Origin of the sequence: Bacillus swezeyi, assembly GCF_001969815.1 — a bacterium.
GTDB classification, from domain to species: Bacteria; Bacillota; Bacilli; order Bacillales; family Bacillaceae; genus Bacillus; species Bacillus swezeyi.
This window is the reverse complement of record NZ_MRBK01000022.1, coordinates 1-21,287: the sequence shown is the minus strand read 5'-3', so window position 1 is coordinate 21,287 and position 21,287 is coordinate 1. Positions and strand designations below refer to the sequence as shown.

The following is a 21,287-nucleotide window of genomic DNA, read 5'->3' as shown; positions in this document are numbered from 1 at the left end:
CTCGTGGGTCAAAAGGTAAATCCAGTCGGTCTTCGTATTGGGGTTATACGTGATTGGGAATCTAAGTGGTACGCTGGCAAAGATTACGCTGACTTCCTTCACGAAGATCTAAAAATCCGTGAATTTATTAATCAACGCCTGTCTGACGCTTCTGTTTCTAAAGTAGAAATCGAGCGTGCGGCAAACCGTGTAAATATTTCGATCCACACAGCTAAGCCTGGTATGGTTATCGGTAAAGGCGGTTCTGAAGTCGAAGCGCTTCGCAAAGCCCTTAACAGCCTTACTGGCAAGCGTGTACACATTAACATTCTTGAAATCAAAAGAGCTGATCTTGATGCTCAGCTAGTTGCAGATAACATTGCTCGTCAATTGGAAAACCGTATTTCATTCCGTCGTGCACAAAAGCAACAAATCCAACGCACAATGCGCGCTGGTGCACAAGGTGTGAAAACAATGGTATCCGGTCGTCTTGGCGGCGCTGACATCGCTCGTTCTGAATACTACAGTGAAGGAACTGTTCCATTGCACACATTGCGTGCTGACATCGACTATGCTACATCTGAAGCTGACACTACTTACGGTAAGCTTGGTGTGAAAGTCTGGATCTATCGTGGAGAGGTTCTTCCTACTAAGAAGAAAACTGAGGAAGGAGGAAAATAATATGTTAATGCCAAAACGCGTTAAATATCGCAGAGAGCATCGCGGAAAAATGCGCGGCCGTGCGAAAGGCGGCACTGAAGTGCATTTCGGTGAATACGGTATCCAGGCGCAAGAAGCTTCTTGGATTACAAACCGCCAAATTGAAGCTGCACGTATTGCGATGACTCGTTACATGAAACGTGGCGGTAAAGTTTGGATCAAAATTTTCCCTTCTAAGCCTTACACAGCTAAGCCTCTAGAGGTTCGGATGGGTTCCGGTAAAGGTGCTCCTGAAGGATGGGTAGCTGTTGTAAAACCGGGCAAAGTTTTATTTGAAATTTCTGGTGTGTCTGAGGAAGTCGCTCGTGAAGCTCTTCGTCTTGCATCTCACAAATTGCCAATTAAAACGAAGCTCGTAAAACGTGAAGAAATTGGTGGTGAATCAAATGAAAGCTAATGAAATTCGTGACCTTACCACTGCTGAAATTGAACAAAAAGTAAAGTCTCTTAAAGAAGAACTTTTCAATCTTCGCTTTCAATTAGCGACAGGACAACTTGAAAATACTGCTCGCATTCGTGAAGTGCGCAAGTCAATCGCGCGCATGAAAACTGTGATTCGGGAAAGAGAAATTGCTGCCAACAAATAATTCCGGAGGGAGGTTCTCTAAAACATGAGCGAACGCAATCAGCGTAAAGTCTACCAAGGACGTGTTGTTTCTGACAAAATGGATAAAACCATTACTGTCGTTGTAGAAACGTACAAAAAACATTCACTCTACGGTAAACGCGTAAAGTACTCTAAAAAATTCAAAGCACATGATGAAAATAATCAAGCTAAAATCGGTGACATCGTAAAGATCATGGAAACTCGTCCATTATCTGCGACTAAACGTTTTCGTCTAGTTGAAGTTGTCGAAGAAGCTGTTATTATCTAATAAAGTTCGGAAATCCTTTTTCCGAAGGGAGGTAACAAATAATGATTCAACAAGAGACTCGTTTAAAAGTAGCTGATAATTCTGGCGCCCGTGAAGTTCTTACGATCAAGGTGCTTGGCGGTTCCGGTCGCAAAACAGCTAACATTGGTGATGTCATTGTTTGCACGGTTAAACAAGCAACACCAGGAGGCGTTGTCAAAAAAGGTGAAGTCGTAAAAGCTGTTATCGTTCGTTCTAAGAGCGGAGCGCGCAGAAATGACGGATCTTACATCAAATTCGATGAGAATGCATGTGTTATCATCCGTGACGACAAAAGCCCGCGCGGAACTCGTATCTTCGGACCTGTTGCACGTGAACTTCGTGACAACAACTTTATGAAAATTGTTTCTTTAGCTCCAGAAGTACTTTAATGATATCAATGCCGGACTTGAAGGAGGTGCGATCAGGATGCATGTTAAAAAAGGCGATAAAGTAATGGTTATCTCTGGTAAAGATAAAGGGAAACAAGGATTGATCCTTGCAGCATTCCCTAAAAAAGACCGTGTACTTGTTGAGGGTGTCAACATGGTGAAGAAGCACGCTAAGCCGACACAAGCAAACCCTCAAGGCGGAATCTTAAACCAAGAGGCGCCAATTCATGTGTCAAACGTAATGCCGCTCGATCCTAAAACAGGTGAAGTGACTCGCGTAGGATACAAAGCAGAAAATGGAAAAAAAGTTCGTATTGCAAAAAAATCTGGGCAAGTTCTAGATAACTAGTAATAAAGGAAGGGAGGTCTATCTCATGAACCGCCTTAAAGAAAAGTACAATAAAGAAATTTCACCTGCATTAATGTCTAAGTTTGACTACAATTCTGTGATGCAAGTGCCAAAAATCGAAAAAATCGTAATCAACATGGGTGTTGGTGACGCTGTTCAAAACGCTAAAGCGATCGATAGCGCAGTTGAAGAACTAACGTTTATCGCTGGTCAGAAACCTGTCGTTACTCGTGCGAAGAAATCTATTGCTGGATTCCGTCTTCGTGAAGGAATGCCGATCGGTGCGAAAGTAACTCTTCGCGGAGAGCGCATGTACGATTTCCTTGATAAACTTATTTCTGTTTCTTTACCGCGTGTACGTGACTTCCGCGGAATTTCTAAAAAGTCTTTTGACGGACGCGGAAACTACACTCTAGGAATTAAAGAACAGCTGATCTTCCCTGAAATTGACTATGATAAGGTTACTAAGGTTCGCGGTATGGATATCGTTATTGTAACGACTGCCAATACGGATGAAGAAGCTCGTGAACTATTAACTCAATTAGGTATGCCATTCCAGAAATAATCAATGAAAGGGAGGCGAAATCGTGGCTAAAAAGTCAATGATTGCGAAACAAAAACGCTCACCGAAGTTTAAAGTACAAGAGTACACTCGCTGCGAACGCTGCGGACGTCCACACTCAGTTATTCGTAAATTTAAACTTTGCCGTATTTGTTTCCGTGAACTTGCATATAAAGGACAAATTCCTGGCGTTAAAAAAGCTAGCTGGTAATCCCCATTTATGGGAAGGAGGTTATTAAATAATGGTTATGACAGATCCGATTGCAGATATGCTGACTCGTATTCGTAATGCAAACATGGTACGTCATGAGAAGCTTGAAATCCCTGCTTCTAAGTTGAAAAGAGAAATCGCTGAAATCTTGAAAAGAGAAGGTTTCGTCCGTGACGTAGAATTTATTGAAGATAACAAACAAGGCATCATCCGTGTTTTCTTGAAATACGGACAAAACAACGAGCGTGTCATCACTGGCCTTAAAAGAATCAGCAAACCTGGTCTGCGCGTTTACGCTAAGTCAAACGAAGTGCCTCGCGTACTGAACGGACTTGGAATCGCAATTCTTTCTACATCACAAGGTGTGTTAACAGATAAAGAAGCCCGCGCTAAACAGGCTGGCGGAGAAGTATTAGCATACGTTTGGTAAGAAGTTTAACATGAATGGAGGTGTTTGGTATGTCTCGTGTAGGTAAGAAGCTACTTGAGATTCCTTCAGGCGTTACAGTTACATTGAACGACAACACTGTAACCGTGAAAGGACCAAAAGGAGAATTAACTCGTACGTTTCATCCTGATATGAAGATTAAAATTGAGGACAATGTACTGACTGTAGAACGTCCTTCTGATAATAAAGAACATCGTGCGCTGCATGGCACAACTCGCAGCATCGTCGGAAACATGGTTGAAGGTGTATCTAAAGGTTTTGAAAGAGGTTTGGAATTAGTCGGTGTCGGTTACCGTGCTTCTAAATCCGGAAACAAACTTGTTTTAAACGTTGGATACTCTCATCCAGTAGAAATCGTTCCTGAAAACGGAATCGAAATCGAAGTTCCATCTCAAACAAAAATAGTTGTTAAAGGTACAGATAAAGAACGCGTCGGTGCTACTGCTGCCAACATTCGCGCTGTACGTTCTCCAGAACCTTACAAAGGTAAAGGGATCCGCTATGAAGGAGAAATGGTTCGTCGTAAAGAAGGTAAATCTGCTAAGTAAAACCGCTTAAAGTGAGAAAGGAGTGACCCAGATGATTACGAAAACAAGCAAGAATGCTGCACGTCTTAAAAGACACGCTCGTGTTCGTGCGAAGCTTTCAGGAACGCCTGAAAGACCTCGTCTAAATGTTTTCCGTTCAAACAAACATATTTACGCACAAGTGATCGATGACGTGAACGGTGTTACACTTGTGAGTGCATCTACTCTTGATAAAGACTTTAACGCCGAAAGTAACGGCGATACGTCTGCGGCTGCAAAAGTTGGAGAGCTTGTTGCAAAACGCGCTTCTGAAAAAGGTATCACAAACGTCGTGTTCGACCGTGGCGGTTACCTTTATCATGGACGTGTAAAAGCATTGGCTGATGCTGCACGCGAGGCTGGATTAGAATTTTAATAAAAGAAGGAGGGACATATGAATATGCGTCGTATTGACCCAAGCAAATTAGAGTTAGAAGAACGCTTAGTTACCGTTAACCGCGTAGCGAAAGTTGTTAAAGGTGGTCGTCGTTTCCGTTTCGCAGCTCTAGTCGTTGTCGGTGACAAAAACGGTCACGTTGGATTCGGAACTGGTAAAGCACAAGAAGTGCCGGAAGCGATCCGCAAAGCTGTTGAAGATGCGAAAAAGAATTTGATTGAAGTACCAATGGTTGGAACTACAATTCCACACGAAATCATCGGACGTTTCGGTGCAGGCAACATCTTGTTAAAACCTGCTTCTGAAGGTACGGGAGTTATCGCTGGAGGCCCAGTACGTGCGGTACTTGAGCTTGCCGGTGTAGCTGATATCCTTTCTAAGTCTTTAGGTTCTAACACTCCGATCAACATGATCCGTGCAACAGTCCAAGGTTTAAGCGAACTGAAACGCGCTGAGGATGTTGCTAAGCTTCGTGGAAAATCTGTAGAAGAACTGTTAGGATAAGGAGGGAACATTAATGGCTAAATTAGAAATTACCCTCAAACGCAGTGTAATCGGACGCCCGGAAGACCAGCGCATCACTGTTAGAACGCTTGGTTTAAAGAAAACAAACCAAACAGTCGTTCATGAAGACAACGCTGCAATCCGCGGTATGATTAACAAAGTATCTCATTTAGTTTCTGTTAAAGAACAATAAAAATAAACGATAAGCTAAGGAGGTGTCCTAATGAAACTTCATGAATTAAAGTCCGCAGAAGGTTCACGCAAAACGCGCAACCGCGTAGGTCGTGGTATTGGTTCTGGCAACGGTAAAACAGCTGGTAAAGGTCATAAAGGTCAAAACGCTCGTTCTGGCGGCGGTGTACGTCCTGGATTCGAGGGTGGACAAATGCCTTTATTCCAACGTCTTCCTAAACGCGGTTTTACAAACATCAACCGCAAGGACTTCGCTGTAGTCAACCTAGACAAACTCAACAGCTTTGCAGAAGGGACGGAAGTTACTCCTGAACTTCTTTTAGAAACAGGTGTAATTAGCAAGTTGAAATCTGGAGTTAAGATTCTTGGCGACGGTAAATTAGAAAAAAAATTAACTGTTAAGGCCAATAAATTCTCCGCTTCTGCTAAACAAGCAATTGAGGCTGCTGGCGGTACAGCTGAGGTGATCTAACTTGTTTAAGACAATCTCCAATTTTATGCGTGTGAAGGATATTCGGAATAAGATTATCTTCACTCTTTTAATGCTTATCGTCTTTCGTCTCGGTTCATTCATTCCTGTGCCGCACGTAAACACAGAGGCTTTGAAGGCACAGGATCAAATGAGTGTATTTGGAATCCTAAACACATTTGGCGGCGGTGCATTATTCAACTTCTCCATTCTTGCGATGGGGATCATGCCTTACATCACAGCTTCAATCATCATCCAGCTTCTGCAGATGGATGTTGTGCCGAAGTTTACTGAGTGGTCGAAGCAGGGGGAAGTTGGTCGCCGAAAAATAGCTCAGTTCACAAGGTACTTCACAATTATTCTTGGATTTATCCAAGCTTTAGGTATGTCTTACGGGTTTAATAACATGGCCGGTGGCGCGTTAATCAATGACCCGGGAGCCGGTACTTATTTGATCATTGCGATTGTACTGACCGCTGGAACTGCTTTTTTAATGTGGCTTGGTGAACAAATTACGTCCCATGGAGTTGGCAACGGAATCTCGATTATCATCTTTGCTGGTATCGTTGCCGGTATTCCGCAGACGATTAATCAGATCTACGCTCAGCAGTTTGTAGATGCTGGAGATCAGTTATTCATGCAAATCTTAAAGGTTGTCATCATATTGTTTGCGATTTTGGCGATTGTCGTGGGTGTTATTTTCATTCAAGAGGCAGTAAGAAAAATCTCAATTCAATATGCGAAAGGTTCAGGCCGTTCACCTGTTCCTGGCGGTCAGTCAACACACTTGCCGCTGAAGGTTAACCCGGCGGGTGTTATTCCAGTCATCTTTGCTGTTTCGTTTATCATTACACCGCGGACTGTGGCTTCGTTCTTTGGTTCCAATGACGTTACAAATTGGATTCAAAAGACATTTGATTACACCCATCCCGTTGGAATGGCAATCTATGCAGCATTGATTATTGCCTTTACCTATTTCTATGCATTTGTCCAGGTAAACCCTGAACAAATGGCCGATAATCTTAAAAAACAAGGCGGCTATATTCCGGGAGTTCGTCCAGGAAAAATGACTCAAGATAGAATTACGAGCATTTTGTATCGACTTACATTTGTAGGCTCCATATTCTTGGCCGTGATTGCCATACTTCCTGTCTTGTTTGTTAATATTGCTGGGCTGCCTTCTTCCGCACAAATTGGCGGAACAAGTTTGCTGATTGTTATCGGTGTCGCACTTGAAACAATGAAGCAGCTTGAAAGCCAGCTGGTGAAACGAAATTATCGTGGATTTATGAAGCACTAGAGGAAATGGGGTGCGCCCATTCCCTCTTAAAATAGAGAGGACGGGGAATCCGAAATGAACTTAGTCTTAATGGGACTGCCTGGAGCCGGTAAAGGAACTCAGGCTGAACGGATTGTTGACGATTTTGGGATACCTCATATCTCAACAGGAGACATGTTCCGCGCTGCGATGAAAGAAGAAACGGATCTGGGACTCGAAGCCAAATCATATATTGATAAAGGCGAGCTTGTTCCGGATGAAGTAACAATTGGTATTGTCAGGGAGAGACTTGGCAAGAATGATTGTGACCGGGGTTTTCTTCTGGACGGATTTCCGAGAACAGTCGCTCAAGCTGAAGCACTTGAGGAAATTCTTGAAGGACTTGGCAAGTCGATAGACCATGTCATCAACATTCAAGTCGATAAAGATGCATTGATGGAACGTCTTACAGGACGCAGAATCTGCAAAAACTGCGGTGCAACATATCATTTAGTCTTTAATCCGCCTGCAAAAGAAAATGTATGCGATAAGTGTGGAGGAGAACTCTATCAGCGTGAAGATGATAACGAGGCTACTGTATCCACACGCCTTGAGGTCAACTTGAAGCAAACCCAGCCTTTACTCGATTTTTATGCGGATAAAGGGTATCTTGTAAACATTGACGGGCAAAAGCACATCAATGAAGTATACAGCGATATTAAGGAGCTTCTCGGAGGCCTGGACAAATGATTATTTGTAAAACTCCCCGAGAAATCGAAATCATGCGGGAAGCGGGACGGATTGTTGCTTTAACTCATCAGGAGCTAAAAAAACACATTAAACCCGGTATCTCGACAAAAGAATTGGATCAAATTGCCGAACGTTTTATTACAAAGCAAGGTGCAATCCCATCTTTTAAAGGGTATAATGGTTTTCGCGGGAGCATTTGCGTTTCTGTCAACGAAGAGCTGGTTCACGGGATACCGGGAAGCCGGGTGCTTCGTGACGGTGACATCATCAGCATCGATATCGGTGCAAAGCTAAACGGTTATCATGGCGACTCTGCATGGACTTATCCAGTGGGGACGGTCAGCGCTGATGATCAAAAGCTGCTGGAAGTGACAGAGGAGTCTTTATATAGAGGCTTGCAGGAAGCAAAACCGGGAGAACGTTTGTCGAATATTTCCCACGCCATACAAACGTATGTCGAAAGCGAACATTACTCAGTTGTCAGGGAATATGTAGGGCATGGGGTCGGCCAGGATTTGCACGAGGATCCGCAAATTCCTCACTACGGTCCGCCGAACAAAGGCCCGCGGTTAAAGCCCGGCATGGTCTTGGCTATTGAGCCGATGGTCAATGCAGGCACCCGGTATGTCAAAACATTGGCTGATAACTGGACGGTTGTAACAGTGGACGGGAAAAAATGTGCTCATTTTGAACACACGATCGCGATTACGGAGACGGGTTTTGATATACTGACAAAAGCCTAGGTGGAATGAGATGAATCGGAAAACGCCTGAAATTGGACAGTTCGTACGTGTTACGCGAGGAAGCGAATTGGATCAATACGCAGTTGTCATTGATATATTCGATCATCAATATGTGCTGGTAGCAGACGGAGAAAAGCGTAAATTTCATTCTCCTAAGAAAAAGAATATCAATCATTTAACCTTTTATGATTGCGTATCTCCGGAAGTTCAGAACAGTATAAATGAAACTGGGCGTGTGACAAACGGAAAATTGAGATTTTCTCTTTTGAAATTTGTCAGAAAGCAAGTTACTGATTTGAAGAAGGGAGAACACTTGAATGGCGAAAGACGATGTAATTGAAGTGGAAGGTACTATAGTCGAAACGCTGCCCAACGCAATGTTCAAAGTTGAACTTGAAAATGGCCACACGGTTTTGGCTCATGTATCTGGTAAAATCCGCATGCACTTCATTCGCATTTTACCTGGAGACAAAGTTACGGTAGAATTATCTCCATATGACTTAACTCGTGGTAGAATTACGTACCGTTACAAATAAAGCACTCCGGAAGAAGGAGGTTGGAAACACATGAAAGTGAGACCATCAGTTAAACCGATCTGTGAAAAGTGCAAGGTCATTCGCAGAAAAGGAAAAGTAATGGTGATCTGTGAGAATCCAAAGCATAAACAAAAACAAGGATAATTTTTAAGGAGGTGCCAGAGAGAATGGCTCGTATTGCTGGTGTAGATATTCCACGTGATAAGCGTGTTGTTATTTCTTTAACATACATCTTTGGAATCGGCCGTACAACGGCTCAGCAAGTTCTAACAGAAGCTGGTGTTTCTGAAGATACTCGCGTTCGCGATTTGACTGAAGAAGAACTTGGTAAAATCCGTGATGCGATCGACAAATTGAAAGTTGAAGGTGACCTTCGCCGTGAAGTGTCTCTTAACATTAAACGTCTGATCGAAATCGGAAGCTACCGCGGAATTCGTCATCGTCGCGGATTGCCTGTTCGCGGTCAAAATACTAAAAATAATGCGCGTACTCGTAAAGGTCCGCGTCGTACTGTAGCTAACAAGAAAAAATAAGTAAGGGAGGTAACTAAACTATGGCTGCTGCTCGTAAATCAAACACGCGTAAACGCCGCGTAAAAAAGAATATTGAAGCTGGAATCGCTCATATTCGTTCAACTTTTAACAACACCATCGTTACTATTACAGATGTTCATGGCAATGCTCTTTCTTGGTCAAGTGCCGGAGCTTTAGGATTTAGAGGTTCTCGTAAATCCACTCCATTCGCTGCACAAATGGCTGCTGAAACAGCTGCTAAAGGTTCTATCGAACATGGACTGAAAACTCTAGAAGTTACTGTTAAAGGACCTGGTTCTGGCCGTGAAGCTGCTATTCGTGCTCTTCAAGCTGCCGGACTTGAAGTTACAGCAATCAGAGACGTAACTCCTGTTCCTCATAACGGATGCCGTCCGCCAAAACGTCGCCGCGTGTAATTTGTTTGTATAGATTTTGTGTCCCTGTCAATAATGGGTTATGATACAGTTAATTTATAAAACGAATGCACACTCGTTGCCTGAGCACATACGGGACTAAACAATGGGGAATTTCGGATAGAATGAGAGACATTCTTTCCGGGGTTTCGACGTTTTGAAGGAGGGTTTTATGAAATGATCGAGATTGAAAAACCAAAAATCGAAACGGTTGAAATCAGCGACGATGCCAAGTATGGTAAATTTGTCGTAGAGCCACTTGAGCGTGGATATGGTACAACTTTGGGTAACTCCTTACGTCGTATCCTTTTATCCTCACTCCCTGGTGCCGCTGTAACATCGATCCAGATAGATGGTGTACTGCATGAATTCTCGACGATCGAAGGCGTTGTTGAAGATGTTACAACGATTATCTTAAACATTAAAAAACTTGCACTGAAAATCTACTCTGAAGAAGAGAAGACGCTTGAGATTGATGTACAGGGTGAAGGAGTTGTAACAGCTGCTGATATTACCCACGACAGTGATGTTGAGATTTTGAATCCTGATCTTCACATTGCGACTCTTGGCCAAAATGCGAGTTTTCGAGTTCGCCTTACCGCTCAAAGAGGTCGCGGGTATACACCAGCTGATGCGAATAAAAGAGACGATCAGCCGATTGGCGTCATCCCGATTGATTCCATCTTTACACCTGTTTCTCGTGTATCTTATCAAGTTGAGAATACTCGTGTGGGTCAGATTACAAACTATGACAAACTTACGCTTGACGTATGGACAGATGGAAGCAATGGACCAAAAGAAGCAATTGCGCTTGGTTCAAAGATTTTGACTGAACACCTTAATATTTTTGTCGGTTTGACTGACGAAGCTCAGCATGCTGAAATCATGGTTGAAAAAGAAGAGGACCAAAAAGAAAAAGTTCTGGAAATGACCATCGAAGAACTTGATCTTTCTGTCCGTTCTTACAACTGCTTGAAACGTGCGGGCATCAATACGGTTCAAGAGCTTGCGAACAAGACAGAAGAAGATATGATGAAAGTTCGCAACCTGGGTCGCAAATCACTTGAAGAAGTAAAAGCGAAACTTGAAGAACTTGGACTTGGCCTTCGCAAAGACGATTGACTAGTTTCCATGTGAACTAGGGTTTCGTGTGTTTTTTATTTCAGATAGAGTATTTCAATAAAGGAGGGGACACCACATGTCATACAGAAAACTAGGACGCACTAGTGCACAGCGCAAAGCAATGCTGCGTGATCTTACAACAGACTTGATCATCAACGAAAGAATTGAAACAACAGAAGCTCGTGCGAAAGAACTTCGCTCTGTTGTAGAAAAAATGATTACACTTGGCAAGCGCGGTGATTTACACGCACGCCGCCAAGCATCTGCATACATCCGCAATGAGGTAGCGGACGCAGAGAAAGACCAAGATGCACTTCAAAAACTTTTCTCTGATGTAGCACCTCGTTATGAAGAGCGCCAAGGCGGATACACTCGTATTATGAAGCTTGGTCCTCGCCGTGGTGACGGAGCACCAATGGCTATCATCGAATTGGTTTAATCACATATTTTGTGTGTCTAAAGAAGGGCGGGACAGTTTTTAACTGGATCTATGCCCTTTTTTTAGATACTGGAAAAATTTCCATTATAAAAGAACAGTCAGATCAGTTGAGCTTTAGAGGAGAGGAGGCCGGATGGGCAAATGAATCAAGAACGATTAATTGCTGTAGAGGATATTACTTTCCGCTACCAAAAAGACGCAGACAGACCTGCGCTTGATCATGTATCTTTCCATGTTTCAAAGGGAGAATGGCTTGCGGTTGTCGGTCATAATGGTTCAGGGAAATCGACGCTTGCCAGGGCTTTAAACGGTCTGATTATGCCTGATGAAGGATCGATTGAAGTCGGAGGCATCGAGCTGAAAGAAGAGACGGTCTGGGATATCAGAAAAAAAGTCGGCATGGTCTTTCAAAATCCCGATAATCAATTTGTCGGGACAACCGTTCGCGATGATGTGGCTTTTGGTTTAGAAAACAACGGAATTCCAAGAGAAGACATGGTGGAAAGGGTTGATTGGGCTGTTCAACAAGTGAACATGCAAGAATTTCTCGATCAAGAGCCGCACCATCTCTCAGGAGGACAAAAGCAGCGCGTTGCGATTGCGGGAGTGCTTGCCGCCCGGCCGGATATCATGATTCTTGATGAAGCGACTTCAATGCTTGACCCGATGGGAAGAGAAGAAGTGCTCGAAACGGTCAGACGGCTAAAAGACCAAGGAATGGTTACCGTCATTTCGATTACGCATGATTTAAATGAAGCGGCAAAAGCTGACCGGATCATTGTCATGAATAGCGGAAAGAAATATGCCGAGGGTCTTCCTGAAGAAGTCTTTCGTCTCAACAAGGACCTCATTGATATCGGACTCGATTTGCCTTTTTCTTTTCAGCTGAGCCAATTGTTGAAAGAAAACGGCCTGGGTGTGAAGGGCGATCATCTGACACAAGAAGGATTGGTGAGTGAGCTATGGACATTGAGATCAAAGATGTAGAACACCGATACCAGATGAAAACGCCTTTTGAACGCTTGGCGATTTACGATGTCAATGCTGTGATCAAGGAAGAAAGCTATGTCGCCGTTATCGGTCATACAGGATCGGGAAAGTCAACATTGCTTCAGCACTTGAACGGGCTGTTAAAGCCGACAAAAGGACAGATTCGCCTTGGCAAAGATGTGCTTGAACCAGGCAAAAAGAATAAACATTTAAAAGCCTTGCGCAAGAAGGTCGGCATTGTTTTTCAGTTTCCCGAACATCAGCTGTTTGAAGAGACGATCTTAAAGGACATTGCCTTTGGGCCCATCAATTTTGGGATGAGCCAGGAGAAAGCCAAAGAAAAGGCCAGAGAAATGCTGAAGCTTGTTGGGTTGGATGAAGAATTGTCAGACCGTTCTCCATTTGAGCTGAGCGGAGGACAGATGCGCCGAGTGGCAATCGCTGGAGTGCTGGCGATGGAGCCGGAGGTTCTTGTTCTTGATGAACCGACGGCAGGTCTTGATCCGAGAGGACGCAAAGAGATCATGGACATGTTCTACCGTCTTCACAAGCAAAGGAATTTGACGACGATTCTCGTCACACACAGCATGGAGGATGCGGCCGCTTATGCAGATGAGCTGATCGTGATGCACAAAGGCACTGTAAAAGCAAAAGGATCGCCGCGCGGGATCTTTTCAAAGAGTGATGAATTAGCCGCTTTAGGCCTTGACCTGCCGGAAACGATTAAATTTCAGAAGCGGCTGGAAGAGGCGCTCGGCGTTACATTCAAAGAGCCCATCCTGACGATTGAAGAGGCAGCCTCTGAAATAAAAGCGCTCTTTCAGGAGGAAAATGCCTTATGATAGACAGTATCATTATCGGCAAGTATGTACCCGGTTCCTCGTTCATTCATCGTCTTGACCCGCGCGCTAAGCTGTTGACCATTTTCCTTTTTGTCTTTATCGTTTTTTTCGCGAACAATACAGAAACATATGCACTTCTCGGCGTATTTACGCTTCTGACAGCCGCTTTGTCAGGCGTTCCGGCCCGTTTCCTTTTGAAAGGAATGAAGCCGGTTATCTGGATTGTGCTGTTTACTTTTCTGCTGCATATTTTTATGACCCGGGAAGGGCCTGTGATCGCCGAGCTCGGTCTATTTAAGATTTATGAGCAGGGGCTCGTACAAGGAATTTTTATTTCGCTTCGTTTTATTTATTTGATCATGATCACAACACTTTTGACATTAACAACCACTCCGATCGAAGTAACCGATGGGCTCGAGACTTTGCTCGGTCCGTTTAAAAAACTGAAGCTGCCCGTTCATGAACTCGCTTTAATGATGTCCATTTCACTAAGATTTATTCCGACGCTTATAGAAGAAACGGACAAGATCATGAAGGCGCAAATGGCGAGAGGTGTAGATTTTACAAACGGTCCTGTCAAAGAACGCGTCAAGGCGGTCGTCCCCCTTCTCGTGCCTCTGTTTGTCAGTGCGTTTAAGAGAGCTGAAGAGCTCGCAACCGCAATGGAAGCACGCGGGTACCGGGGAGGAGAGGGCCGCACGAAGTACAGGCAGCTGACGTGGAAATGGAAGGATACTTCCGTGCTCCTGATGTTAGGTGTTCTTGCAGTTTTACTAATCCTTTTGCGGACTTAGGTGATAGACATGAGAATAAAGTGCACCATTTCATATGACGGACACCTTTTTTTCGGCTACCAGGTTCAGCCTGGGCAAAGAACTGTTCAAAACGAGCTGGAAAAGGCGCTAAAGACCCTTCATAAAGCGAAGGAATGTATTCCCGTTGTTTCATCCGGCAGAACCGACAGCGGCGTTCACGCGGTCGGACAGACGATTCATTTTGACAGCACGCTCTCCATCCCGGAAGCAAAATGGCCTTATGCTTTAAATGCCCTGCTTCCTGATGATATAGCTGTAAACAAAGCGGAAGCCGTCGATGATCAATTTCACGCGAGGTTTTTTGCGAAGAAAAAAGAATATCGCTATATGATTTACAAAGGCAGATTTCCAGATGTCTTTAAACGATATTATGCATACCATGTTCCGTATGAGCTTGATATGGAGAAGGTGAAAGAGGCATCCCGTTATTTGGTCGGCACCCATGATTTCACAAGTTTTTGCACGGCCAAAACCGAGGTGAAGGATAAGGTCAGAACGATTTACGAACTGGAATGGTCTGAAACCGAAGAAGGTCTGCAAATGAGGATTGTGGGGAGCGGATTTTTGTATAATATGGTCAGAATTATCGTCGGAACACTGCTTGATGTCGGGACTGGGAAATTTTATCCGGATGATATCAAAAAGATGATCGCCGCCCAAAATCGCGATGCCGCGGGGCGCACTGCACCGGCTCATGGACTATACCTATGGAACGTAATCTATGACAACTAAACCAGGTGTAACATTTTCTTGACAGAGAGTACAGAAAGTTATAAGATATCATATGGTATGTATTTCAACCCCACGATAAGCCCCGGAACTTATTGTGTTGTGAAATAGAACGTAATCAAAGTTTATTGAAATTGACAGATCTTTTAGGAGGGAAATTCAATGCGTACAACACCTATGGCTAACGCAAGCACTATTGAACGCAAGTGGTTAGTTGTTGATGCTGCTGGAAAGACTCTAGGACGTCTTTCTACAGAAGTTGCATCTATCCTTCGCGGAAAACACAAACCGACTTACACACCACACGTTGATACTGGAGATCATGTGATCATCATCAACGCTGAAAAAATCGAGTTAACTGGTAAAAAGTTAACTGACAAAATCTACTACCGTCACACTCAACATCCAGGCGGATTAAAATCAAGAACTGCTCTTGAAATGCGTACAAACTACCCTGAGAAAATGCTTGAGCTTGCTATCAAAGGCATGCTTCCAAAAGGTTCTCTAGGTCGTCAAATGTTCAAAAAATTGAACGTATACCGTGGTTCTGAGCATCCACATGCAGCACAAAAACCTGAAGTTTACGAACTTCGCGGTTAATTAAAAAGGAGGTTACCAATTTGGCACAGGTTCAATATTACGGTACTGGCCGTCGTAAAAGTTCTGTAGCGCGTGTGCGTTTAGTTCCAGGAGAAGGTCGTATCGTCGTTAATAATCGTGAAATCAGCGAACACATCCCGTCTGCAGCTCTAATCGAAGATATCAAACAACCATTAACTTTGACTGAAACAGCTGGAACATATGATGTTTTAGTAAACGTACATGGAGGCGGCTTATCTGGTCAATCAGGAGCAATCCGTCACGGTATCGCTCGTGCTTTGCTTGAAGCAGATCCAGAATACCGTTCAACTCTTAAACGCGCTGGTCTTCTGACTCGTGACGCTCGTATGAAAGAACGTAAAAAATACGGACTTAAAGGCGCACGCCGTGCACCTCAGTTCTCAAAACGTTAATTATTGGCGTTTCAAAGACTCTCAATCCTTTGGATTGGGGGTCTTTTTTTCGGCTTTTGAGATGTTGCTGATAAAAGGTCTTCATTTAAAATGATTCAGGCCGGGGTGTCTTCCCCTGTCTAATGCAGTATGCCGGCGAAGTACATTTGGAATCTGCTCAACCGTTCACCAGGATAAAAGGGTGCTGTGCTGCTGGGGCTGTAAAAGCTGGTGAAGTAAAAGGCTGACAGCTCTGTTTACATTCATATTCATAAAATCCGCCGACACCTTTGCTCTACTAAGGACAATCCGTATAAGAATCGGCTGTTGAAGGAGAAATCATAATCCTTTCTGCTGTAAGGCGGAAGATGGTCAAGGCAAATCGCTTCTTATCATCGTTTTCATTCAAGATCGTTTATTCTGCTGTCTAAGTCCTAGATGATTGTCTGTTATTGATTTGAAGGGGGATTTAATTTGTACAATATCAGCCGTTGGGAACAAACAGGGCCGCACGGTTGCTCCTATAACATCTCCTTCTAATATTTTCGGCTTCTTCCTCCGTTTCCCTTCTATAGACAAGCATGATTTCCGCCCCCTGACTGCACAATACAGGGTAAAAAGGAGGCGGTGTTATGGGGACGGTATTATCCTTCATTAATGAAAAACAAAAGAAGCAGGTGAATTTGGAAAAGAAGCTGCTTCGTGAACTCTCTTTAGAAAAAATGATGACAACGGCAGAGGAATGCTTTGCTCCTCTTTTTCATTATTTTTCAAAACATACCGACATCTTATATGACGGCTGTATTGATTTTGCGATTGAAGCCTACTTGCTGGGCGCTGAATACGGAAAGTTCGGCTATCACGGGGAATCTGTACAAAAAGCAATGGTTCGCTCAGAGAAGGAAGAAAAGCTGCTTTTGCATGAGCTTTATGAATATGCTGTCAGCTGGTCGGAGGCATTCAATAATACAATCGCCCACGAACTGCTGTATGATGCTTGTGAACACTTTATTCAAGGCTGGTGGAAGGAAGGCTTCAGCCAACGGGAAAAACGCTTTAAGCTCCGTCTCAAATAATCGGCGTCCGCACAAAAAGTTTTGTCCAAAAGGCGGCCAAGCCGAATCATATTTCCCTTCCTTGTCCCATATCTTGTAGTAAGGACAAGCGGGAGGGAAAGGGATGAAGAAAAAAATAAAATGGCTCGGGTTTTTACTTGGCTTTGTCGTTTTATTATGTTTATTTCAGTATCAATTCCATAATGATGATTCATGGAAATCATGGAATCTGCCATTAAGCGGAAAGATCATTTACATTGATCCGGGTCATGGAGGCGCTGACGGAGGCGCTTCAGGGGGAGACCTTCTCGAAAAAGACGTGGCGCTCGAGGTTTCTTTGAGAATCAGGGACTATCTTCAGGAGCAGGGAGCTCTGGTGATGCTGACCCGGGAAGACGATCATGATCTTGCTCCAGAAGAAACGAGAGGGCTGAGCAGAAGGAAAGCGGAAGACTTGCGTAAGCGGGTGGATATGATCAATAACTCAGAAGCCGACCTTTACCTCAGCATTCATTTGAATGCTATTCCTTCTGCAAGGTGGAGCGGAGCGCAAAGCTTTTTCTACGGGCAGTATGAAGAAAATGAACGAGTGGCCAAATTTATTCAGGATGAACTAAGGCATAACCTTGAGAACACAAAACGAAAAGCAAAGCGGATTCACGGAGTTTACCTGATGCAAAATGTGAAAAAGCCGGGTGCGCTTGTTGAAATCGGGTTTTTATCTAACCCTGAAGAAGCGAAACAGCTGGGCAAGCCCAAATATCAGGACAAAATTGCCGCATCCGTTTATAAAGGTGTATTACGCTATTTTACAGAAGACAAAGAACCTCCTGAATAAGGAGGGTTTCTTTTTGTGTCAAAGACACTATAAGGAAAGATATGCTATACTTATTTTGTAAACGAATACAACAAAGGGTGAGATTCAATGATGCGAGAAGACGATGTAAAAAAAATAGTCGGCGATTTGTACGAGCCTTTTCTTCATAAGCCGCTCAGCGAGCTGGGTGCTGTCAAAGACATTAAAATAAAGCCTGAAAAACAGCATGTCAGCGTAAAAGTGGCGCTCGCAAAAATGGGATCTGCCGAACAGATGCAGCTGCAGCAGGAAATCGTCACACGGCTCAAGGAAGCCGGTGCAGAGACGGTGGGACTGCGTTTTGAAGAGCTTCCGGAAGAAGTCGTGATGAAATATCAAGAGCCTGCTCCAGATCAAAGGACATCAATGTTAAACAGCGAAAAACAACCCGTTTTTTTAGCGGTTGCAAGCGGCAAAGGCGGAGTGGGCAAATCAACGGTTTCGGTTAATTTGGCTGTTTCTCTTGCACGTCTTGGGAAAAAAGTCGGTTTAATTGATGCCGATATTTATGGTTTCAGTGTGCCTGACATGATGGGAATTACCGTTCGGCCGACAATCGAAGGCGAAAAAGTTATTCCTGTTGAACGGTTTGGAGTCAAGGTGATTTCCATGGGATTTTTCGTTGAAGACAATGCACCTGTCATTTGGAGAGGCCCGATGCTTGGAAAAATGCTCAATAATTTCTTTCATGAGGTCGAATGGGGAGATGTAGATTATATTATTTTAGATCTTCCTCCGGGTACCGGTGATGTGGCGCTCGATGTCCATTCAATGCTTCCAAGCTGCAAGGAAGTGATTGTTTCGACTCCGCATCCGACTGCTGCCTTTGTCGCCGCCAGAGCAGGGGCAATGGCCTTGAAGACCGACCATGAAATCGTGGGTATTGTGGAAAATATGGCGTACTATGAAAGTGTCAAAACAGGAGAAAAAGAATATGTTTTCGGCAAAGGCGGGGGAGAAAAGCTCGCTGAAGAACTGAGTGTTCCTATATTGGGAAAAATTCCGCTAAAGCAGCCTGATTGGGACGATGACGATTTTGCACCATCTGTCTATGATCAAGACCATCCGACAGGCGTCATCTATTTGGATATAGCTAAAAAAATCGATGAATCGATCAGTCAAAAAGCCTGAAAAGCACGGCAGCATGAAGAAAAGCTTCTTCAGGTGAAGAAGCTTTGGTGAGGAGGACAGGCGTAGCGTCTTAGCTTTGTTTCTCCTCGCCCCCCTTTATTTCTTCTTTCATGCTTTCGGCAGCCGCTTTTTTCAGCTCTTCTTCAAACTTCTTTTTATATAGAGGGCTTGTCAGGGTATCGGTTATCACTTCTTGAAGGTGGGTTCGAAATTCCTGGCTCTTGACCAGTTCGCCGTATTTTTTTGCCATTTCCGGATCCTGCATAACCTGCATCATCATTTTTTGATATTCCGGATCCTTCATCAGTTTCTTCAATACCTTTTCATGTTCATTTTGAAGCGTTTTGGCAAAGCCTTCTGCGAACTTAGGGTCTTCAAATACCTTCTTCCAAAATTCCGTTCCTTTTTTGGAAGTGAGTGTTTTTTCAACCGTTTCTTTGACGGTCTTTTCATCCATGACCAGTGTTTCATTCAATTTGTCATCATTTAAAATTTCTTGAATCGCTTTTTTTCCGTCATCTGTTTTTAATATATCGACAACCATTTTTTTTGTTTCATCATAGTCCATCTCAGCTGCTTGGTCCTTGGGAGCACAAGCTGTTACAGATAGAAACAGAAAACAGCTTATCCATAGCATTGTGGTTTTTAACATGCTTAAGCTCCTTTCGATAACTCGTCTTACCTTTAATATGAATGTCTTTAATAAATTTATACATAACAAAATATCGCTGCTGAAGCGGCAACATAGGGGTTGGGAAGTCTACAATGAAAAGCCGTAATCTTGTCCGATTTTTCTTTTCTGTGTTGGGTGTTGGAGCTTTGACTACAAGTATTGTCGGTTTTGCTATAGAGTGGGGAAGATACAAGGAGCTGTTTCTGTCCTTCGAGGTTCTTGAAATTCTTTCTGTTTTATTTTGGTTTATTGGAGTAGGGATGATTTTTAGCGTCATTGCCCAAATGGGATTTGTGATTTTTTTAACGGTTCACCGTTTTGCACTTGAGATATTCAGATCTCATTCTTTGTGGAATTCGATCCAGCTGTTTCTCATTATATTTGTCACGTTTGACTTGATTTATTTACGCTATTTGTTTTTTGCAGAAGACGGGGGGCCGTTCATCCCGTATATTTGGCTGCCCTTGTTTATATTGGCGTTTGGACTTGCGGCCGCTTATATGAAGCAAAGACAGTCCTCAAAAAAAACGTTTGTTTCCGCATTGTTTCTAATGATCGTTTTTACGATCATGGAATGGTTTCCGGCGTTAAGAGTGAATGAAGAGGACTGGCTCTACTTGATGCTGCTGCCATTATTAAGCTGTAATGCTTTTCAGCTTTTAATGCTGCCGAAATATCAGAGTCATGCATAAAATTTTTATTTCACCTCAGAAGATTTAGCGTCAGTATTGGCGATTAATTCGCTGACGGTTACATTTTTGAGCCCTTTGCTTCGCAGATGATGAACGATCTCAGGCAGGGCTTCTTTTGTCTGCTTCGCCGAATCTGAAGCGTGAAAAAGAACGATATCACCGGCATTGACTGTCTCGTTGACGTTTTGAACAATTTTCTGAACGCCCGGATTTGTCCAGTCATCGGAATTGATACTATAATGAACAATTGTGTAGCCATACTGTTTTGCGACATCAAGTACATCTTTATTGAACTGGCCGGTCGGCGGTCTGAGCAGAGTGAGGTCGTCAATCCCTAGTTTTTGAAAGGAATTTTGCGCTTTTACCAGGTCTTTTTTGATCTCGCTTTTCTTCATTTGCGAATAGTTTTTGTAAGCATAGCCCATACTGCCGATTTGATGGCCGTCTTTTTGGATTCTTTCCACAACATCCGGATGACGCTCTGCCCATGAAGCGGAAAGAAAGAATGTAGCATCCTTTATTCCATTTGCTTTTAATGTATTTAAAATCGGCATCGCTTTTTGATCTCCCCAGCTAATGTTAAATGTAAGGGAAACTTCATTGGAATTCGCGTCTCCTCTATATACTGCTTTTGACCCGCTTTCTGTTGAAAACACAGGAAGAGGGAGCAGGTTTTGCATATAAAAAAAGCTTGCTGTAGCAAAAGCGGCAATCACAATAATGATTAGCTGCTTAATCCGTTTTATATGCCACACATAAAAATGATTCACAGAAAAACTCCTCCTTGTCCATGCTGCTTTGTTTTCATCCTATGCTTGTTTAAAATAGAACATAACAATAATTCATCATTAGAAATAATTTAAAAAGATGGTTGACTTCATTTGATCAATCGTGATATATTATTATTCGTCGCTGATGAACAGCCGACATGAAAAAGCTCCAGAAAATAATTTTTAAAAAGTTATTGACAATAAAGTGGGCTCAATGTTATATTATTAAAGCCGCTGAACAAAGCGGAAATGATCTTTGAAAACTA

The 21,287-nt window shown here is 43.3% G+C and carries 36 protein-coding genes; 34 read left to right on the top strand and 2 right to left on the bottom strand.

From position 1 onward, the window contains the following. Positions 1-3 precede the first annotated feature (3 nt). From rpsC to BTA30_RS17275, 33 genes are all read left to right on the top strand, one after another. A complete protein-coding gene (gene rpsC / locus BTA30_RS17435; protein ID WP_076762580.1) occupies positions 4-660 on the top strand; it encodes a 30S ribosomal protein S3 in 657 nt (218 codons plus the stop codon). Position 661: 1 nt separating this feature from the next. Further along, complete coding sequence (gene rplP / locus BTA30_RS17430) at positions 662-1,096, top strand: 50S ribosomal protein L16 (RefSeq protein ID WP_076762579.1); 435 nt, start codon at positions 662-664, stop codon at positions 1,094-1,096. Beyond that, positions 1,086-1,286 carry a 50S ribosomal protein L29 gene (gene rpmC / locus BTA30_RS17425; RefSeq protein ID WP_003178343.1) on the top strand — a complete coding sequence of 67 codons (201 nt, stop codon included), beginning with the start codon at positions 1,086-1,088 and terminating at the stop codon, positions 1,284-1,286. Before rplP ends, rpmC begins: the two co-directional genes overlap by 11 nt. A 24-nt stretch (positions 1,287-1,310) precedes the next feature. Then, entirely contained in the window at positions 1,311-1,574 is a 264-nt protein-coding gene (rpsQ, locus tag BTA30_RS17420) for a 30S ribosomal protein S17 (RefSeq protein WP_003178345.1), read from the top strand. Positions 1,575-1,615: 41 nt separating this feature from the next. Next, on the top strand, positions 1,616-1,984 hold the full coding sequence (rplN, locus tag BTA30_RS17415) for a 50S ribosomal protein L14 (protein WP_076762578.1): 369 nt from the start codon (positions 1,616-1,618) through the stop codon (positions 1,982-1,984). A gap of 37 nt (positions 1,985-2,021) precedes the next feature. Then, complete coding sequence (gene rplX / locus BTA30_RS17410; RefSeq protein ID WP_076762577.1) at positions 2,022-2,333, top strand: 50S ribosomal protein L24; 312 nt, start codon at positions 2,022-2,024, stop codon at positions 2,331-2,333. 25 nt (positions 2,334-2,358) lie between these two features. Continuing rightward, positions 2,359-2,898, top strand: coding sequence for a 50S ribosomal protein L5 (rplE, locus tag BTA30_RS17405; protein ID WP_076762576.1), 540 nt, complete (start codon positions 2,359-2,361; stop codon positions 2,896-2,898). 22 nt (positions 2,899-2,920) lie between these two features. Next, positions 2,921-3,106, top strand: a complete 186-nt coding sequence (gene rpsN / locus BTA30_RS17400) for a 30S ribosomal protein S14 (RefSeq protein WP_076762575.1) — start codon at positions 2,921-2,923, stop codon at positions 3,104-3,106. 31 nt (positions 3,107-3,137) lie between these two features. Beyond that, positions 3,138-3,536 carry a 30S ribosomal protein S8 gene (rpsH, locus tag BTA30_RS17395; protein ID WP_076762574.1) on the top strand — a complete coding sequence of 133 codons (399 nt, stop codon included), beginning with the start codon at positions 3,138-3,140 and terminating at the stop codon, positions 3,534-3,536. A 29-nt stretch (positions 3,537-3,565) separates the two neighbouring features. Then, entirely contained in the window at positions 3,566-4,102 is a 537-nt protein-coding gene (gene rplF / locus BTA30_RS17390) for a 50S ribosomal protein L6 (RefSeq protein ID WP_076762573.1), read from the top strand. A 31-nt stretch (positions 4,103-4,133) separates the two neighbouring features. Continuing rightward, positions 4,134-4,496 carry a 50S ribosomal protein L18 gene (gene rplR, locus BTA30_RS17385; protein WP_076762572.1) on the top strand — a complete coding sequence of 121 codons (363 nt, stop codon included), beginning with the start codon at positions 4,134-4,136 and terminating at the stop codon, positions 4,494-4,496. A 24-nt stretch (positions 4,497-4,520) separates the two neighbouring features. Beyond that, entirely contained in the window at positions 4,521-5,021 is a 501-nt protein-coding gene (gene rpsE, locus BTA30_RS17380) for a 30S ribosomal protein S5 (RefSeq protein WP_023855910.1), read from the top strand. Positions 5,022-5,034: 13 nt separating this feature from the next. Further along, positions 5,035-5,214 (top strand): 50S ribosomal protein L30, encoded by a 180-nt coding sequence (gene rpmD, locus BTA30_RS17375; RefSeq protein WP_006640333.1) that lies wholly within the window; start codon positions 5,035-5,037, stop codon positions 5,212-5,214. Between the two features lie 30 nt (positions 5,215-5,244). Further along, positions 5,245-5,685, top strand: coding sequence for a 50S ribosomal protein L15 (rplO, locus tag BTA30_RS17370; protein WP_076762571.1), 441 nt, complete (start codon positions 5,245-5,247; stop codon positions 5,683-5,685). Between the two features lies 1 nt (position 5,686). Next, positions 5,687-6,982: a preprotein translocase subunit SecY gene (gene secY, locus BTA30_RS17365; protein WP_076762570.1), complete on the top strand. Its 1,296-nt coding sequence runs from the start codon at positions 5,687-5,689 to the stop codon at positions 6,980-6,982. A gap of 54 nt (positions 6,983-7,036) precedes the next feature. After that, positions 7,037-7,690: an adenylate kinase gene (locus tag BTA30_RS17360; protein WP_076762569.1), complete on the top strand. Its 654-nt coding sequence runs from the start codon at positions 7,037-7,039 to the stop codon at positions 7,688-7,690. Next, a complete protein-coding gene (gene map, locus BTA30_RS17355) occupies positions 7,687-8,433 on the top strand; it encodes a type I methionyl aminopeptidase (protein ID WP_076762568.1) in 747 nt (248 codons plus the stop codon). Before BTA30_RS17360 ends, map begins: the two co-directional genes overlap by 4 nt. A 10-nt stretch (positions 8,434-8,443) precedes the next feature. Next, positions 8,444-8,773: a KOW domain-containing RNA-binding protein gene (locus tag BTA30_RS17350; protein WP_076762567.1), complete on the top strand. Its 330-nt coding sequence runs from the start codon at positions 8,444-8,446 to the stop codon at positions 8,771-8,773. Further along, positions 8,751-8,969, top strand: coding sequence for a translation initiation factor IF-1 (infA, locus tag BTA30_RS17345; RefSeq protein ID WP_003156508.1), 219 nt, complete (start codon positions 8,751-8,753; stop codon positions 8,967-8,969). Before BTA30_RS17350 ends, infA begins: the two co-directional genes overlap by 23 nt. 30 nt (positions 8,970-8,999) lie before the next feature. After that, complete coding sequence (gene rpmJ / locus BTA30_RS17340; protein ID WP_003156543.1) at positions 9,000-9,113, top strand: 50S ribosomal protein L36; 114 nt, start codon at positions 9,000-9,002, stop codon at positions 9,111-9,113. A gap of 23 nt (positions 9,114-9,136) precedes the next feature. Beyond that, positions 9,137-9,502, top strand: a complete 366-nt coding sequence (gene rpsM, locus BTA30_RS17335) for a 30S ribosomal protein S13 (RefSeq protein ID WP_076762566.1) — start codon at positions 9,137-9,139, stop codon at positions 9,500-9,502. A gap of 20 nt (positions 9,503-9,522) precedes the next feature. Next, complete coding sequence (gene rpsK, locus BTA30_RS17330; RefSeq protein ID WP_076762565.1) at positions 9,523-9,918, top strand: 30S ribosomal protein S11; 396 nt, start codon at positions 9,523-9,525, stop codon at positions 9,916-9,918. 174 nt (positions 9,919-10,092) lie between these two features. After that, positions 10,093-11,037: a DNA-directed RNA polymerase subunit alpha gene (locus BTA30_RS17325; protein ID WP_076762564.1), complete on the top strand. Its 945-nt coding sequence runs from the start codon at positions 10,093-10,095 to the stop codon at positions 11,035-11,037. A gap of 76 nt (positions 11,038-11,113) precedes the next feature. Continuing rightward, complete coding sequence (gene rplQ / locus BTA30_RS17320; protein WP_076762563.1) at positions 11,114-11,476, top strand: 50S ribosomal protein L17; 363 nt, start codon at positions 11,114-11,116, stop codon at positions 11,474-11,476. 141 nt (positions 11,477-11,617) lie between these two features. Then, positions 11,618-12,463, top strand: a complete 846-nt coding sequence (locus tag BTA30_RS17315; RefSeq protein ID WP_076762562.1) for an energy-coupling factor ABC transporter ATP-binding protein — start codon at positions 11,618-11,620, stop codon at positions 12,461-12,463. Continuing rightward, positions 12,439-13,308, top strand: coding sequence for an energy-coupling factor ABC transporter ATP-binding protein (locus tag BTA30_RS17310; RefSeq protein ID WP_076762561.1), 870 nt, complete (start codon positions 12,439-12,441; stop codon positions 13,306-13,308). The genes BTA30_RS17315 and BTA30_RS17310 overlap by 25 nt, the downstream gene beginning before the upstream one ends. Next, the gene (locus BTA30_RS17305; RefSeq protein ID WP_076762560.1) at positions 13,305-14,102 is read left to right on the top strand and encodes an energy-coupling factor transporter transmembrane component T family protein; all 798 of its coding nucleotides are present in this window, start codon (positions 13,305-13,307) and stop codon (positions 14,100-14,102) included. The genes BTA30_RS17310 and BTA30_RS17305 overlap by 4 nt, the downstream gene beginning before the upstream one ends. Positions 14,103-14,111: 9 nt before the next feature. Further along, complete coding sequence (gene truA, locus BTA30_RS17300; RefSeq protein ID WP_076762559.1) at positions 14,112-14,855, top strand: tRNA pseudouridine(38-40) synthase TruA; 744 nt, start codon at positions 14,112-14,114, stop codon at positions 14,853-14,855. A gap of 159 nt (positions 14,856-15,014) precedes the next feature. After that, positions 15,015-15,452, top strand: a complete 438-nt coding sequence (rplM, locus tag BTA30_RS17295; protein ID WP_026586045.1) for a 50S ribosomal protein L13 — start codon at positions 15,015-15,017, stop codon at positions 15,450-15,452. Between the two features lie 20 nt (positions 15,453-15,472). Next, entirely contained in the window at positions 15,473-15,865 is a 393-nt protein-coding gene (gene rpsI / locus BTA30_RS17290) for a 30S ribosomal protein S9 (RefSeq protein ID WP_076762558.1), read from the top strand. 611 nt (positions 15,866-16,476) lie between these two features. Beyond that, positions 16,477-16,920: a YbaK family protein gene (locus tag BTA30_RS17285; RefSeq protein WP_076762557.1), complete on the top strand. Its 444-nt coding sequence runs from the start codon at positions 16,477-16,479 to the stop codon at positions 16,918-16,920. 103 nt (positions 16,921-17,023) lie between these two features. Further along, positions 17,024-17,737 (top strand): N-acetylmuramoyl-L-alanine amidase CwlD, encoded by a 714-nt coding sequence (cwlD, locus tag BTA30_RS17280; RefSeq protein WP_076762556.1) that lies wholly within the window; start codon positions 17,024-17,026, stop codon positions 17,735-17,737. Positions 17,738-17,824: 87 nt separating this feature from the next. Continuing rightward, positions 17,825-18,886, top strand: a complete 1,062-nt coding sequence (locus tag BTA30_RS17275; protein ID WP_076762555.1) for an Mrp/NBP35 family ATP-binding protein — start codon at positions 17,825-17,827, stop codon at positions 18,884-18,886. A gap of 70 nt (positions 18,887-18,956) precedes the next feature. Here BTA30_RS17275 and gerD read toward each other — a convergent pair whose 3' ends face one another. Continuing rightward, a complete protein-coding gene (gerD, locus tag BTA30_RS17270) occupies positions 18,957-19,538 on the bottom strand; it encodes a spore germination lipoprotein GerD (RefSeq protein WP_076762554.1) in 582 nt (193 codons plus the stop codon). A gap of 113 nt (positions 19,539-19,651) precedes the next feature. On the opposite strand from gerD, the gene BTA30_RS17265 reads away from it, so the two are divergent. Next, positions 19,652-20,251 carry a KinB-signaling pathway activation protein gene (locus BTA30_RS17265; RefSeq protein ID WP_076762553.1) on the top strand — a complete coding sequence of 200 codons (600 nt, stop codon included), beginning with the start codon at positions 19,652-19,654 and terminating at the stop codon, positions 20,249-20,251. Between the two features lie 5 nt (positions 20,252-20,256). On the opposite strand, the gene pdaB is transcribed toward BTA30_RS17265, so the two are convergent. Continuing rightward, positions 20,257-21,021 (bottom strand): polysaccharide deacetylase family sporulation protein PdaB, encoded by a 765-nt coding sequence (pdaB, locus tag BTA30_RS17260; protein ID WP_076762552.1) that lies wholly within the window; start codon positions 21,019-21,021, stop codon positions 20,257-20,259. Positions 21,022-21,287: the final 266 nt, after the last annotated feature.